13 protein-coding genes and 1 tRNA gene are annotated in these 14848 nt (G+C 56.8%); 9 read left to right on the top strand and 5 right to left on the bottom strand.

The window, feature by feature from the left end:
• Window positions 1–352 precede the first annotated feature (352 nt).
• Entirely contained in the window at window positions 353–1606 is a 1254-nt protein-coding gene (locus AC2FLU_RS10930) for a M20 family metallo-hydrolase (RefSeq protein WP_496747853.1), read from the bottom strand.
• Window positions 1607–1694: 88 nt separating this feature from the next.
• On the opposite strand from AC2FLU_RS10930, the gene AC2FLU_RS10925 reads away from it, so the two are divergent.
• Window positions 1695–2453, top strand: coding sequence for a FadR/GntR family transcriptional regulator (locus AC2FLU_RS10925; protein ID WP_496811974.1), 759 nt, complete (start codon window positions 1695–1697; stop codon window positions 2451–2453).
• The gene (locus tag AC2FLU_RS10920; RefSeq protein ID WP_496763391.1) at window positions 2453–3382 is read left to right on the top strand and encodes a glutaminase; all 930 of its coding nucleotides are present in this window, start codon (window positions 2453–2455) and stop codon (window positions 3380–3382) included. The genes AC2FLU_RS10925 and AC2FLU_RS10920 overlap by 1 nt, the downstream gene beginning before the upstream one ends.
• Here AC2FLU_RS10920 and AC2FLU_RS10915 read toward each other — a convergent pair.
• Window positions 3352–4041 carry a DUF1028 domain-containing protein gene (locus AC2FLU_RS10915; protein WP_496763385.1) on the bottom strand — a complete coding sequence of 230 codons (690 nt, stop codon included), beginning with the start codon at window positions 4039–4041 and terminating at the stop codon, window positions 3352–3354. The two genes, AC2FLU_RS10920 and AC2FLU_RS10915, sit on opposite strands and share 31 nt — an antisense overlap.
• Window positions 4042–4145: 104 nt before the next feature.
• On the opposite strand from AC2FLU_RS10915, the gene AC2FLU_RS10910 reads away from it, so the two are divergent.
• The 5 genes from AC2FLU_RS10910 to AC2FLU_RS10890 all read left to right on the top strand — a co-directional run bounded on the left by AC2FLU_RS10910 (window position 4146) and on the right by AC2FLU_RS10890 (window position 10141).
• Window positions 4146–5723, top strand: coding sequence for an ABC transporter substrate-binding protein (locus AC2FLU_RS10910; protein ID WP_496763387.1), 1578 nt, complete (start codon window positions 4146–4148; stop codon window positions 5721–5723).
• Between the two features lie 67 nt (window positions 5724–5790).
• Complete coding sequence (locus AC2FLU_RS10905; protein ID WP_496747848.1) at window positions 5791–6738, top strand: ABC transporter permease; 948 nt, start codon at window positions 5791–5793, stop codon at window positions 6736–6738.
• The gene (locus AC2FLU_RS10900) at window positions 6738–8618 is read left to right on the top strand and encodes a dipeptide/oligopeptide/nickel ABC transporter permease/ATP-binding protein (RefSeq protein WP_496808796.1); all 1881 of its coding nucleotides are present in this window, start codon (window positions 6738–6740) and stop codon (window positions 8616–8618) included. The genes AC2FLU_RS10905 and AC2FLU_RS10900 overlap by 1 nt, the downstream gene beginning before the upstream one ends.
• Window positions 8615–9577 (top strand): ABC transporter ATP-binding protein, encoded by a 963-nt coding sequence (locus AC2FLU_RS10895; protein WP_496747846.1) that lies wholly within the window; start codon window positions 8615–8617, stop codon window positions 9575–9577. The genes AC2FLU_RS10900 and AC2FLU_RS10895 overlap by 4 nt, the downstream gene beginning before the upstream one ends.
• Before the next feature lie 249 nt (window positions 9578–9826).
• Window positions 9827–10141 (top strand): permease, encoded by a 315-nt coding sequence (locus AC2FLU_RS10890; RefSeq protein WP_496747844.1) that lies wholly within the window; start codon window positions 9827–9829, stop codon window positions 10139–10141.
• A 1074-nt stretch (window positions 10142–11215) separates the two neighbouring features.
• Here AC2FLU_RS10890 and AC2FLU_RS10885 read toward each other — a convergent pair.
• Together AC2FLU_RS10885 and AC2FLU_RS10880 are read right to left on the bottom strand one after the other, a co-directional pair.
• Entirely contained in the window at window positions 11216–11839 is a 624-nt protein-coding gene (locus AC2FLU_RS10885) for a hypothetical protein (protein WP_496811973.1), read from the bottom strand.
• 180 nt (window positions 11840–12019) lie between these two features.
• Window positions 12020–12703: an IS6 family transposase gene (locus AC2FLU_RS10880; RefSeq protein WP_496808667.1), complete on the bottom strand. Its 684-nt coding sequence runs from the start codon at window positions 12701–12703 to the stop codon at window positions 12020–12022.
• A gap of 68 nt (window positions 12704–12771) precedes the next feature.
• Here AC2FLU_RS10880 and AC2FLU_RS10875 point away from each other — a divergent pair, with 68 nt between their 5' ends.
• Window positions 12772–13812: a site-specific integrase gene (locus tag AC2FLU_RS10875; protein ID WP_496811972.1), complete on the top strand. Its 1041-nt coding sequence runs from the start codon at window positions 12772–12774 to the stop codon at window positions 13810–13812.
• Between the two features lie 68 nt (window positions 13813–13880).
• On the opposite strand, the gene AC2FLU_RS10870 is transcribed toward AC2FLU_RS10875, so the two are convergent.
• Window positions 13881–13954, bottom strand: a tRNA-Cys gene (locus AC2FLU_RS10870).
• A gap of 224 nt (window positions 13955–14178) precedes the next feature.
• Here AC2FLU_RS10870 and AC2FLU_RS10865 point away from each other — a divergent pair.
• On the top strand, window positions 14179–14832 hold the full coding sequence (locus AC2FLU_RS10865) for a protein-L-isoaspartate O-methyltransferase family protein (protein ID WP_480603117.1): 654 nt from the start codon (window positions 14179–14181) through the stop codon (window positions 14830–14832).
• Window positions 14833–14848 lie beyond the last annotated feature (16 nt).

Here is a 14848-nt window from a genome sequence, read left to right as displayed (position 1 = left end):
CGTCTTGAGCAATTCTGACTTGGCGAGAATTACAGTGCTACCTTGAAGTGTCCGAAATGGTTTAAGTTTGGTGACCTATCGCTGCATAAATGAATGCTCGCTTTGCTCGAATTGTAGAGAACAGTAGTGCCCAGTCTTTTGCGCTCTGAGTGAATTCCTTTTGCAGTTAACTTTACAGGTGTAGGGAATGGAAGCTTCAATGGGCAGCAATGCGGCGGCTGGATGTGGTAAGCAACTGCGGGTAATGGGTAAATTTTGCTTAGTTTCCGAATAATCGTTTGCAACTTTGGCGAACCAAGACTGCCGATTAGAATTCCCCTCCGAGAGTTTGGGATCGCCGAGAAAGCCGTCATCAAGATTTTTTGGTGGGCCGTTCGAGTCTATCTGCGTATCTGGTCGCAAGTCGTTTGACGGTTTGTTCGAGAACATCCACGGCAGCGTTCATGCTGTAGGCATCGGCGTATTCATCAGGGCGATGGCTTACACCCGCGCGGCAGGGAATGAAGAGCATTGCAATCGGACAGATATCGGCCATCGCGGACGCATCGTGGGTAGCACCTGACATCAAACGCAGGGCAGCGTGGCCCGTGTCCTCGGCCGCTTCCGAAAGCGTCGTCACGAGCTCGTCGTCGCTTGGGACAGCGCGCTGTTCGTAAGTGCGCGTGATCGAAAACTGGAGACCTGTTGTGCTGCACCAGTCATCTGCGAACGTTTCCACTTCATCTGCGAAATGATCGCGACACGTGTCTTCTTCGGCGCGCACTTCAAGGGTGAACTCGACAATTCCCGGCACTGCGTTCACTGCACCGGGACTAATCGATAGCGTGCCGACGGTTGCCCTGAGATTTTTCAGCACCGTCGCGCGTGTGTTGATTTTGCTAATCAGGTGGGCAGCACCGACAAGCGCGTCACGGCGGCCCGCCATTGGGACAGTTCCCGCGTGACCGGTTTTTCCAGTGACCGTAACGTTATAGCGGGCAATGCCGCATATGGCCGTGACAATCCCGATTGGGACATTTGCGTCTTCAAGAACCGGGCCCTGCTCGATATGTGCTTCGAGATACCCCACAATTGACTTGGGATTGCGCTTAATCGTCAACGCCTGCTTCGGGTCGGCCCCGAAAGCGCGCATGGCTTCACCCATCATGATGCCTTGCCGATCGGCCAATTCGAATACAGTTGAGTCCAGTGTACCGGCCAGCGCTCGCGGACCGATCAGAGCAGTCGGAAATCGAACACCTTCTTCGTCAGCAAAGGCAAGGACTTCGATTCCGACGGGAAGCGCGTCCCATAGGCCCTCGAAGCGTTTTGCCACAAGACAGCCGAGGGCGATCCCCATGATCCCGTCAAACTGACCGCCATTGGGAACACTGTCTTGATGCGAGCCCATTAGGATGACCGGCTTGCCTGTCGCATTTGGTGACCGCCCAACGAGTGTACCTGCGGCATCCAGTTCGGTGGACAGCCCGGCATCCTTCATCCAACCCTTTATCTCGTCCAGCGCGGCCTTATGCTCGGGCGTCCAGGGCAGGCGCGTAACGCCTTCCTCAGTTGAGCTATGTTTGGAAATGGCCGAGAGACGCTGGGCGGCGATGTCACCATCCATGATATTTTCCTTGAATTTATCATGATAAATTGATTCCATGGTTTAACGGCGATCACGCCGTTACGCTACTAAAAACGTGAGGAGCGCCTTGGCTTCGCAGAAAACACAGACGAAACGGAAGAGATCGCGCCCCATTCAGGTCGCCGAAGAAATCAAGTCGTGGGTGGTTGAGCAGGGACTTCAGCCGGGAGATCGCTTGCCCAGCGAGCCTGAACTCATCGAACGGTTTCAGATGTCCAAAGGGACAATCCGCGAGGCCATGCGACTGTTGCAAGCGCAAGGTCTTGTCGCCACGAAGACGGGCCCTGGCGGCGGCAGTTTTGTCGGCGAAGTGACTACAGAACGCGCGCACGCGCTGCTTGCTAACTTCTTCTATTTCAAGAACGTCTCCATTGACGACATCTATCAAGTGCGCGTGGCTCTTGAACCGGAGAACGCTGCGTCGCTCGCTGGGCGGTTGTCAGAGCATCAGCTTCAGGAGCTTCGCGCAATCACGATGCGCTACGATACCCCTGCGGAATCAGCCGAAGAAGAGCGCGCTCAGCATGTCGACTCACTTCTTTTTCATGCCAAGCTGGCGGAATATGCCGAGAACCCGATCCTTGGGTTCATGATTGGGTTTCTTGCAGAGATTCTAACCCAGTTGACGGTCTACAAGCGCCTTTATTCCAAGCCGAACCACAAGCTTTGGCGCGAAGGCCGAGACCACCAGATCGCGCTGATCGAGGCGTTGCGAAAAGACGACCCTGACCGCGCGAGGGACATCATGCTGGAGCACATGAAACTCGCCCGCCGCCTAATGGAAGATCAGGAGGCCGTCGTTATGAAGCGGTTCATCGCGGAGTGATTTCCACCACGTTTGCCGGTTTACAGCAGATTGCCGAGCAAGGGGTCGCAGAAGCAATTGAAAAGGCCGATTGGGGGCGGGTTGCGACCTACATCCCCGAGTTGGCCTCGATCGCGCCTGATCAGGTTGGGGTCGCGATCGCTCTGCCTGACGGTGCGGTAGTGCGGGCCGGGCAAGCCGAAACGCCTTTCTCTATCCAGAGTGTCTCAAAGGTATTTGCACTGGCTGCGGTTCTGGGCCGGGTCGGCGATGATCTTTGGTTGCGCGTAGGGCGCGAGCCCTCTGGCACAGCTTTTGACAGCGTGGTGTTGCTGGAACGAGAGGAGGGGCGTCCACGCAACCCGTTCATCAACGCGGGAGCGCTTGTCACTACGGACGCTATGATTGGTGGGCGAGAGCCTAAAGATGCCCTCGCCGAGCTTGTTCGTTTTGTGCGCGCAGCGGCGCACGACGATGACATACACATCAACAAGCGTGTGGCGGAGTCGGAAAAGGCCTCAGGGCATCGGAACCTAGCGCTCGCTCATTTCTTGAAATCGCATGGAAATCTGTCGAATACGCCTGAGCGGGTTTTTGGCACCTACTGTCACCAATGTGCGATCGAGATGAGCTGCGTGCAACTCGCCCGTGCGGGCTCGATTTTGGCGCAGTTCCCCGATGCCGCGGGGCTTATTTCAGAAAAGCGTGCGCGCCGGATTTGTGCGCTCATGATGACGTGCGGCCATTACGATGGTTCGGGGGAATTTGCGTTTCGTGTCAGTCTGCCGGGCAAAAGCGGCGTAGGTGGTGGAATCCTGATTGTCGCGCCTGGGCGGGCGTCGATTGCCGTCTGGTCGCCCGGTTTGGATCGTTACGGCAATTCGAAGGTCGGTACGCGGCTGGCCGAGTATCTTGCGGATCAGACGGGCTGGTCCGCCTTTTCAAGGTAAGGCTCTGCGCGTTCGGGGTCGTCAAGCGTTGGGACGAGCATAGCCCAGTCCGCGTATATGCCGGACGTTGCGGCCTGGTGAAGGGCGCGCAGGTCAGATAGCGGTGTGGCGGACTTGTCGACACGTAGTGTCAGCGGTGCTGCGCTGCGGTTGACGATCAGCAAAGCGGCGGACAGCAACCCCCGACTGTCACCGCCTTCTAGTGAAGCGGCGTCGAGCGCGGCCAACAGTCGTTCGGCAAAAGAGCCCTTGGAGGCAAGAAAACCGTCGAAACAAGCGTCGATCACGTCATCACTTTTCAGAAGATTTCCCGCAACAATAACGTTCGATCCAGAACGGCTTCTCGCCGCAGGGATGCTGTCTTCGCCGGTGAAGGCGAAAACTTCACCATTCAGATCGAGCGCCGCGAGTTGCCTCTGCGCTCGCCCCGCGTCGGCGTTTACGACGCCCAAGACCGCATCCTTGGCGCTCTTCCCGGCCCGCATGGCGGCGAGAGTGTCTGTCCCCCACATCGTCGAAGGCAATGATCCCTGCGATGCTGAGAGGCCTGATTCGGCGTCTCCGCGGAGCACCCACCCCCCTACGCAGAGGCTTCCCGTAGTTGCTGCACCCCCGTAACTGCCTGTTTCTTTGTCAAAAGCCAGGATTGAGATCGTCACTTGGGCACCTCCTTGCGAGTGGGCTTGAATTTATCATGAAAATTTGGCCTGATGCAATTTATCATGAAAAATAATCTAAGAACATCACAACGGAGGTAAAGCCAATGTCGCTCTTTTCTTTCACAAGGCGGACACTGCTGGCTTCGGGTGCGGCGATAGCGCTGGCCCTCGGAGCGGTCAGTGGCGCCACAGCCCAAACGCCGCCCGGCGTCCTTATTGTCGGGCAGATCGCGGAACCAAAAGCGCTCGATCCGGCGGCGGTCACCGCGGTCAATGATTTCCGGATACTGATGAATGTCTACGACGGACTTGTCCGCTACAAGGATGGCACGCTTGAAGTTGAGCCCGCGCTTGCGACGGATTGGGCGATTTCCGAAGACGGCACGGAGTACACCTTCAACCTGCGCGAGGGCGTGACCTTTCATGACGGTAGCCCTTTCAACGCTGAAGCGGTGAAGTTCAACTTCGACCGTATGCTGGACGAAAGCCATCCGTATCACGACACCGGCCCGTTCCCGCTGGCGTTCTTCTTCTCGGCTGTCGAAAACGTCGAGGTGGTCGACGACCTCACGGTGAAATTCAAACTGAACGCTCCATATGCGCCATTCCTGTCAAACCTGGCCTACCCGACCGGTTTGATCGTTTCGCCCGCTGCCGTGGAACAGCACGGCGCCGATTTTGGGCGCAATCCCTCGGGAACGGGTCCGTTCACCTTCGCCGAATGGCGCGCCAATGAGGCGGTGGTGATTGAAGGGAACCCCGATTATTGGGACGGCGCACCCTCGCTTCAAGCGGTCGTCTTCCGCCCGATCACGGATGCCAACACGCGGACAGCAGAGATGCTGGCAGGCGGCATTGACCTGATGGTCGAGGTTCCGCCAGTCGCGCTGAGCCAGTTCGAAGGCGCTCAATACACCGTTCATGAACAGGCTGGACCGCACGTCTGGTTCCTGATCCTGAACGCGAAAGAAGGACCGTTTGCCGACGTCCGCGCGCGTCAGGCCGCGAATTACGCGATAAACAAGGAAGCCATCGTCAACGACGTTCTGGAAGGCACGGCTGATGTTGCGGCCGGTCCTACACCGCCGGCGTTCGCGTGGGCTTACAACCCCGATCTGGAGCCGTACCCATATGACCCCGACAAGGCGCGCGAACTTATCGCCGAAGCCGGTGTCGAAGGCGCTGAGCTAACTTTCTACGTAACCGAAGGCGGCTCGGGTATGCTTGATCCGGTGGCCATGGGAACCGCGATGCAGGCCGACCTGGAAGCCGTGGGATTCGATGTAAAGATCGAGACCTACGAGTGGAATACCTTCCTCGGGAACGTGAACCCTGGCCTCGAAGGCAAAGCTGACATGGCGCAGATGGCTTGGATGACGAACGACCCGGATACGCTGCCATTCCTGGCACTTCGCACCTCGGCCTGGCCAGAAGAAGGCGGGTTCAACTCGGGCTACTATTCCAACCCGAAGGTCGACGAATTGCTCGAAGCGGCCCGCGCTGCTACTGATCAGGACAAACGCGCAGCTCTCTACAAAGAGATGCAAACCATCGTTCAGGAAGATGCGCCTTGGGTCTTTGTTGCGAACTGGAAACAGAACGCTGTCACAAGCGATCGAGTCGAAGACTTTGCGCTTCAGCCATCGTTCTTCCTACTTCTCGACGACGTGACAAAAGACTGATCCTCCCTGGGGGGCAAACATGCGAGTTTGCCCCTCCACATTTCTCCTAAAGCACTCGGGGTGATTGATGGCGGGCTACATTCTGAAACGACTGATTTCAGCGATCCCTGTGCTGTTTGGTATAACGATTATCGTTTTTCTCATCATGGCGTTGATCCCAGGTGATCCGGCGACGGCTATCCTGGGAAGCTATGCCACGCCCGACAACGTCGAAAAACTGAACCGCGATCTCGGCCTTGATAAGCCTCTGGTGCAACAGTATTTCATCTGGCTCGGTAACATGGTGACCGGCGACTTTGGCACCTCGTTCGCGCTCAACCGGCCGGTCATCGACGAGGTGCTGGAGCGGTTTAACGCAACGTTGGTCCTAGCCGGAACCGCATTTGTGCTTTGCTCGATTTTCGGGGTCGCCGCGGGTGTCATTTCGGCGGCCAACCAGTATGGCTGGGCGGACAAAGGCATTACCTTCGTGGTGCTTTTGGGCATTTCGATCCCGTCGTTTTTCCTTGGGATGATGATGATCCTGTTCTTCGCCGTGAACCTCAGGTGGTTCCCTGTGTCGGGCATGTGGCCAATATATGGTGAGCGAAACTTTGCAGCCCTCATTTCGCACCTTACGCTTCCCGCCATCGCGCTCGCAGTCGTTGCCACCGGCGTTATAGCCCGTCTGGCCAGGTCAGCAATGTTGGAGGTCTTGCGACAGGACTTCATCCGTACCGCTCGGGCCAAGGGCGTGGCCGAAGGCGGCGTAATCTGGCGTCATGCGCTCAAGGCCGCGATGGTCTCGATCATCCCGGTGCTGGGCATTCAAGCAGGCTTTGTCCTATCCGGCGCAGTCTACATAGAAATCGTTTTCCAGTGGCCCGGCGTGGGTCGCATGCTGGTCGATGCCATCCTCAAACGTGACATCCTGTTAGTTCAGGGCGGGGTAGTCTTCGTGGCAGCCTGCTACGTGCTTTTTAACATCGCCGTCGATGTCGCCCAAAGCCTGCTTGATCCGAGGATCAAGACATGATGGCGTTCCTCGGCCTGCTCGCGCGGAACCGGCTTGCCATGTCGGGTGGGATCGTTCTGTCGCTGGTGGTCCTACTGGTTCTGCTGACACCTCTACTGCCGCTGGCCGACCCGGATGTGACGGACACCGGCAACCGTTTCAAGCCGCCGTTCTCCGACGGCGCGCTCCTTGGCACCGATCACCTCGGGCGCGATCTCCTGTCGCGGCTCCTCTGGGGCACGCAGCTTTCACTCGCTGTTGGTTTCGCCGCGGCAATCATCGCTGCGACCGTTGGGGCCGCCATCGGAATCGTCGCAGGATTCTATGGTGGCCGAACGGACAACATCATCATGCGCGGCGTCGATATGCTGATGGCGTTTCCCTATATCCTGCTCGCGCTCGCCATCGTCGCAGCCCTCGGACCGGGCCTGTTCAACGCGCTGATTGCCGTGGCTGCGGTGAACGTGCCGTTCTTTGCCCGCAACATTCGCGGTATCACCGTCGGCATCGCACATAAAGAATTCGTCGACGCCGCGCGGCTTTCGGGTATGTCGAACGCCCGGATCATCCTGACCGAAGTTCTTCCCAACGTCATTCCGGTCATCATCATCGCGATGTCGACAACCATCGGCTGGATGATCCTGGAGACGGCGGGCCTGTCATTTCTCGGCCTCGGGTCGCAGCCACCGCAGGCTGATCTCGGCTCAATGCTTGGCGAAGCGCGCTCGGCGCTGATTGCGAACCCGCACACGTCGATTGTGCCGGGGATCATGATCCTGATCATCGTGATGTCGATCAACCTGCTTGGCGACGGCGTCCGCGACGCGCTCGATCCGCGCCTGAAATCTGGCGCGCTGTCGCGGCCTATGGCAGCGACGATGGTAAAGCGCGATGCACCCGCCCCTGCATCCGAAGATAAGGGGCTGCTCGAAGTGCAGGAGTTGCAAACGCAGTTCCACGTAAAGCACCGCGTCTATCGTGCTGTCGGCGGCGTCTCGCTGCATGTCGAAGAGGGCGAATGCCTCGGCATCATCGGCGAGTCTGGGTCCGGCAAGTCCGTCACCGCCCTTTCCGTCATGGGCCTCGTCGCTTCGCCGCCAGGGGTTATCATCGGCGGCGCGGTCCGGTATGAGGGCAATGATCTTATCGGCGTGCCCTACAAACAACTCCGCGATATGCGCGGGCGCAACGTCGCCTACATCTTCCAAGACCCGTTGGCCACACTTCACCCGCTTTACCGTGTCGGAGAACAGCTTGTCGAAGCGATCCGTTCGCATCGGCAGATCGGCAAAGAGGAAGGCCGCGCGAAGGCAATTGAATTGCTCGAAGCGGTGCGTATTCCAAACGCCGAGAAGCGGATCAGCGATTACCCGCATGAAATGTCCGGTGGCATGAGGCAGCGTGTCGGGATCGCCATGGCGCTGGCCAATGATCCCGATGTCATCATCGCCGACGAGCCGACAACCGCACTCGATGTGACTGTACAGGCGCAAATCCTTGCTCTTCTCGATGACCTCAGAAAATCTCGCGGGCTTGCCATCGTCTTTATCACCCATGACTTTGGAGTCGTAGCGCAACTCTGCGACCGTGTCGCCGTCATGTACGCAGGCCGCATCGTCGAGGAAGGCCAAACCACCGATATCCTCGACAATCCCCGCCATCCCTACACCGCGCGCCTGATGGCTTGCGTTCCCGAACTCGGCGAAGGGAAACGACGGCTCGAAGCCATTCCGGGCCTACCGCCTGTGGTCGACAATTTACCTGCCGGCTGTGCCTTTGCTGACCGCTGCCACAACGCAAAGGATGCGTGTCGCCAAGGCGACGTGCCGTTAGAGCGCGACGGCACACGTGCCGTACGATGCCTCTTCCCCGAAACGCCGTTTAAGGAGGCCGCGGAATGAGCGATGCACTGACGCTCGACAACCTGTCAAAAACGTTCCCCGTAGGTCGGAGCCTTTTTGGTGCAGCGTCCGGCTGGGTGAAGGCGGTGCACCCCATCACACTTTCGGTCACGAAAAACGAAACCCTCGGCATTGTTGGCGAGTCGGGCTGTGGAAAGTCTACGCTTGCGCGAATGCTCGTCGGCCTCCTGCCGCCGACCACTGGCACGATCCAGATTGAAGGCGCAGCACTCAACAATGCGGACCCGGCGGATTTCGGTAAACGTATACAGTACGTGTTCCAGGATCCGATTTCCTCGCTCAATCCAAGAAAAACGATCCGCCAGATCATGGAAGCGCCGCTTAAGCTGCTTCATGGCATGGCGAAACCCGAGCGTGACAAGCGGATCGCCGAGATCTTCGCGAGCGTGAACCTGCGAAAGGAGTTCCTCGAACGTTACCCACACGAGTTCTCAGGCGGACAGGCTCAGCGGATCGGGATCGCGCGTGCCCTGGCGGCAAATGCTCGGATTCTTATCCTCGATGAACCGGTTTCGGCGCTTGATGTTTCGGTGCAGGCACAGGTTTTGAACCTACTCGCCGATCTGAAGAAAGAGTTCGATCTTACCTACCTGTTCATCAGCCATGACCTAGCGGTTGTCGAAGCGGTAAGCGACCGGATCGCGGTGCTATACTTCGGATCGGTTGTGGAACTTGGCCCCGCCGAGGTGGTCTTTGCCAACCCGCGCCATCCTTACACCAAACTTCTCGCCGACAGCGCGCCGGTGGTCGGTCGCGCATTGACTGCGCCGGAGGCGAAAGGGACAGAACTCCCGAACCCGCTAGACCCACCACCCGGATGCGCCTTCGCGGCGCGGTGCCCATACGCAACCGATCGCTGCCGATCTCAGGTGCCTACCTTGGAAGACGCCGAAGGCGGAGCCAAAGTTGCTTGTTTTCATCCGCTTGCTGATGTTTGAACACTAGTTTTCGATAACCAAGCCATGATCGTCGCCTGGCATCTTGCAAAATAAGCTGCGTAAGCGGCGAATGGCGGCTTCGGGACAATGGCCTGGCGCGCCAGCTATGTGCTGCACGATGCGGTGAAGATCAGCCCTTTGATCCGTGGGTATGGCGGTCTGAGGCGCGACGTCATTCTTTCGGCAAGCAGGCTAGGGCAACCGCGCGGCTTATCCTGATTTGCCTGATCCCGGCATTTGCGGCGGAGTATGCCGGCGCTTACACCGGGTGCACTGGCAGCATATGTTGGCGAAGACAAATGGTGGGCCATCCCCGCCGCTGTCTTCGTCGGTGCCCCGGCCTATATCGACGGATACGCTGCGCTTCCGCTGACACGGGGGTTGATCGACAACGTCATGTCCGAAGGGGCAGCGATGGCGTTTCTTGTTTCGGGCGGCGCGGTCAGCATCTGGGGAGCTATGGCCATCGCACCGGTGCTCAAATTGCAACCATTCATGCTCTATCTGCTGCTTGCTGTTCTGGTGTCGCTCGGGGCGGGGTATGTCTTTGGGTGGATCGTCTGAGATTCAGCGTTAACGGGATGCAGACGTTCAGAGAACTGCAACAAAGTCTAGTTCGGCTCTACTGGCGGGCGCAATGAAAAGGCGCGGGACTTCTTTGCCAGGTCAATCATGCAACACTAAAATAGAACAATGAAATACTTGCTCCAAACCCCAACTGCCAGAGCAATCCTCATGGCACTCTTCGTAATCACTGTTGTGAGGGTATGCAGTTATGACAGCGATGAAGGGGGCTGGATATCAGGAGCATGATAAGGAGTATTGGGCCGTTGGGGGCAAGCCCTAACCCGACTATCTTCAAACTATTGAGCGAGTGAATGCTTTTGGTTTTCAAATGACAAAACTAGCGTCAGGAGATCGACCGACTAATCTAAGTCAGATTTGTCCTGCGGATTGCTAGTTCGACGACCTTCGGATTTCGCACCTGCAGCGAACGGCGGCTCGGACGGGCCGCACTGCAGCGACGCGATCAACGATTGGAGGTCGGCTTTGGGCCGTTCTCGCCGGTGGAAGTTGTTTCTATTGCCCTGATGCTGCGTTGCGCCCGAGGCCAGCTATGAGCCCATCTTGACCAATGCTGCGCGACGCACGAACGGGAGCGAACCACCTGATACCGCCATTGGTTACGGTTAGTACGGTCCGAAAGAGCCATTTGGCACCCGCCCACAATGTTGCAGCGGCCCGCATTGCGGACATTCACCGCGCATGCAGAAAAGGGCCGCTGTATTTGTGCCTGCCATTTTTCTGACTGAGGGAAAATGGCAGGTCCAGAGTCAGAACCAGTTTGAAACCGAAACTCAGAGACCGGTAGACGGTTCAAAGCTGTGCAGCTCGAAAGTTCTCTTTCCATCGGCGCTGAACTTCTGGATTGAGTCCCCGAGGCTGTCAAAGATGCGCTTGAGATCAACCCGAAACTGTCAATTTCCGCGATGCGCAGGCAATTCGCAGGATCAAAAACCATCCCGAAAACCGGCGGATCTGGCTGGCAAGCCTACAAAGGGCGGGAGTGCCCGAGTAAGGCTGAGTTCTTTGTGAGCAATCTTATCCGCACCATCTCCATACCGATGGCTACGTACGTTAACCCCCGCTCTCCACATCAAAAGGGGCATACTGTCCTTCCGGCATTCCTACAGTTCGATAAGCTTCAACAAAAGGAAGAATAAGCTCATCGGGTCGCGCAAAGCGCCGATACACCCATACAATGTCTGCAATTTTTATGCCTGGCCGGATTCTGTAGAGCCGGTCTCTCGCCGCAACAGCGGCACTGTGCGGACCAAGCTCGGCCATAATCGCGACCTCGATGGAAACCGACCACCACAGGTCAGGCTGCGCCCCTTTGCGGTAGATTTCCAACGCCGTCTCGTAATTTCCATTCAAGAAATGATACTCGGCAAGCGCCTGATACCAGTTTGGGTCGGCTGCGTTGGGATCAAGTGCAATGGCGTTTTCAACAAGTGCGGCACCCAAATCCAAACGCCCTGACCAAATGAATTCATAGCCGATCTGCCCCTGCAGATACCGGTCCGTCCCCAGTGAAAGCGCGGTCTCGGCTGATGAGAAAAACCCGTCGAGATTGCGTTGAAGCTGCAGGGCAAGCGCCAACAGAAAATGACTGCGCGCAGAATAGGGATTGAGTGAAACGGCCTTACGAGCGGCGTCCTCGGCCCGGGCAATTTTTTCTTCCTGCGTTCCTTCGTACAAGCCGGTGAAAAACTTGACGTCAGTCTGAAGCGCCTCGGACAACTGCGCCCAACCGCGCCAGTAATTGGGTTCCTCTTCCACGACCCGCTCGATACAGGCGCGAACACGCTCTTGCATGTCACGCCGGTGGTTCTGTCGCAAATTCCTTTGAAGACTGAGGAGATGGCGCAGGCGGGTTGATTATCCTGCTAGTTGAAAAAACTGCTGAAACGGACGGAGTCCGGGTGTGAATTGACCTTTGCGGATCATGTTAACCAGTTCGATACCGGCTAGGGCAGATGCAGCTGAAGAGAAAGACTTGAAACCCAACATGGGCCTGATCCGACGTTTGATGAAGCGATGGTCTTGTTCAATAATGTTATTGAGGTATTTCCGTCTGACCATCTCGATCGGTATCGGACAACCAAAGCCTTTCAGCATCTTGTTTATAGCTTTGATGCCAGCAGTGTTGGCGCCGCTTTTGTCGATGACAATCTTCCGCGGCAAACCGTTCACCTCAAGAGCACGAGCGAAGAACTTCGTTGCAGCAGCTTTATTCCGGCGTTTGGATAGCATGAAGTCCAGGGTCTTGCCGTGTTTGTCGATGGCGCGATAAAGATAAACCCATTCACCCTTCACTTTAACATAGGTCTCATCCATACGCCATGAACGGTCGGTAGGACGCTTCTTGTGCCGCGAAGCATCAGCTACCAGACCGGCGTATCGGCTCACCCAGCGGTTCAGCGTCGCGTGATCCAGTTCAACGCCTCTTTCCGCCATGATTTCCTCCAAATCCCGATATGACACGCTGTATCGGAGGTAGAAGAAAACAGCGTACAAGATCACGTCTTTCGGAAAGTGCGCACCTTTGAATGAGATGGTCACGGTCTGCTCCTATCTTATCTGAGCATGCGCTATCAAAACGACACTCAGTCTGACAGGTGGAACAAAGTTTGCGACAGAACCCCCGCAAGAGCCTGCCAAAATACGTCTATAATGACAGGGGTTACCTGCGGTTTATCCGGCGTTCACGCGGTATCTCGGTCATGATGCACGAGGAAGCGGGTACGCCGGAATTTTGGGATCATTACAATCGCCTGCTGAAGGGAAAGCCAGCGCCTGCACCGGTGAAGCGCAATTTTGAGGCGTTGATCCTTAGCTACTACGAGAGCGACGCCTACAAGAAACTGAAGCCCCGGACGAGATCCGACTATCGGCGGTATATCAGCCACATTCGCGAGATCTGGGCCGAGAAAGACCCGGCCAGGATCGAAACACACCACATTTACGAATTGCATCGCGCCAATGCGGATCATTGGCGGCAGGCAAATTATCTTGTCCAGGTCATGGTCGTATTGATGAACCACGCCCGATTGATTGGCTTTATCAAGAAGGAGCACGGCAATCCGGCGAAGGGCATTCCGCTCTTCAAACAGCAGAGCGATGGCTGGGAACCTTGGCCAGATGATGTTCGTGCCGAGTTCGAAGCGCTGGCTTCAAAACGCGCTCGGCTGGTCTATGAGCTTTGCGTTGGTACAGGTCAGCGCATTGGTGATGTCGTGAAGATGAAGTGGGAGCACTTCTCCGATGAAGGATTCGATTTCACGCAGGGCAAAACCGACAAGCCGTTGTGGATCCCGCTTACCGACCGCCTGAAAGCTCATCTCGAAGGGCTCGCACGAACGGGCGGCACTGTTGCGACCGACGCCAAGGGGCGACCAGTGAGCTACCGGATCGTTGCGGAGGAAATGCGCGCCATCAAAAAGCAGATGAAGCACGAGAAGGCCAGCTACTACAAAACGCACGGGCTCAGGAAAAATGCGACGATCGAGCTCTATCTGGCTGGATGTGACGACGAGATGGTCAAAGCCGTCACCGGTCACTCAGGCGTTGAGATGCTCAAAAAGTATGGTGGGCCGATCCGGCAGAGAGAGCTGGCGAAGCGCGCTCAAGAGGCAAGAAATCAAATGGAACGAAGCAAGACCGAAACGTGAAAGTTTCAACGTTTGTTTCAAAAATGGCAGTGAAGGAGAGGGCGTATGACGCAAGTCATTGATTTTATTGGAGGCGAGTACCGGAATCGAACCGGTGTACACGGATTTGCAATCCGCTGCGTCACCACTCCGCCAACTCGCCTTTTCAAGTAAAATCAAATACTTGCTGTGGTGTAACTGGGTTTTTAACAGCTTTCCTCGGGGGCGTCCAGTGGATTGCGTGCGAATTTGCCGGCAAGACTGAAATTTGCCGAAGTCCATGCCCAAGAAGGTGATCACGATTCAGGTTGCGGCAACAGGGGCGTTGCTGGAAGGTTCAGGATATGGCACAAGCCCGACATCTTTGGGAATGAGACGAGATATCCAATGACTGACTTCGCAGCCCGGCGCCGCACAATGGTTGATACACAGATCCGCCCCTCTGACGTCACCAAGTTCCCGATCATTGAGGCTATGCTGAGTGTTCCGCGGGAGAGCTTCGTACCCGATTCTCAACGTGAAGCGGCCTATGTGGACGGCCTGATTGATCTGGGTGGCGGGCGCAGCATGCTGGAGCCGCGGACCCTGGCTAAAATGCTGGACGTGCTGAACATATCCAAGGATGAGATGGTCCTCGATATCGCTCCGGCAATGGGATATTCCACGGCTGTCACCGCACGGATGGCTGAGTTGGTTGTGGGTGTTGAATGCGACGAAACCCTTGCAGCCGAGGCGCAAAACCTCTTGGCCGAAGCTGACGTGCACAACGCCATCATCCACGTTGGCGCGCTGGAACAGGGTGTGGCGGAACACGGCCCCTATGATGCGATCATGGTGCAGGGCGGTGTCGAGCAGGTGCCCGATGCCCTGTTGGATCAACTCAAGGACCACGGTCGGATCGTGTGTCTGTTTGTCAACGGCAACCTGGGTACCGTGCGGATCGGTCGAAAAACCGGTGGTCGCGTCAGTTGGCGTGATGTGTTCAATGCCAATGCGCCGGTTCTGGAAGGTTTTTCGGCAGAGTGTGCATTTTCGCTATAGTCCGCCGATAGATTTT

The organism is Ruegeria sp. SAZD013, from assembly GCF_059612525.1.
The sequence above is the reverse complement of the archived record's forward strand: the minus strand, read 5'-3'. Positions and strand labels throughout refer to the sequence as shown.

Coding starts and splice junctions, on each gene's coding strand:
- AC2FLU_RS10930 (WP_496747853.1), bottom strand. CDS start 1,606: ATGGATGGTGACATCGCCGCCCAGCGTCTCTCGGCCATTTCCAAACAT.
- AC2FLU_RS10910 (WP_496763387.1), top strand. CDS start 4,146: ATGTCGCTCTTTTCTTTCACAAGGCGGACACTGCTGGCTTCGGGTGCG.
- AC2FLU_RS10905 (WP_496747848.1), top strand. CDS start 5,791: ATGGCGGGCTACATTCTGAAACGACTGATTTCAGCGATCCCTGTGCTG.
- AC2FLU_RS10900 (WP_496808796.1), top strand. CDS start 6,738: ATGGCGTTCCTCGGCCTGCTCGCGCGGAACCGGCTTGCCATGTCGGGT.
- AC2FLU_RS10895 (WP_496747846.1), top strand. CDS start 8,615: ATGAGCGATGCACTGACGCTCGACAACCTGTCAAAAACGTTCCCCGTA.
- AC2FLU_RS10890 (WP_496747844.1), top strand. CDS start 9,827: ATGCCGGCGCTTACACCGGGTGCACTGGCAGCATATGTTGGCGAAGAC.
- AC2FLU_RS10865 (WP_480603117.1), top strand. CDS start 14,179: ATGACTGACTTCGCAGCCCGGCGCCGCACAATGGTTGATACACAGATC.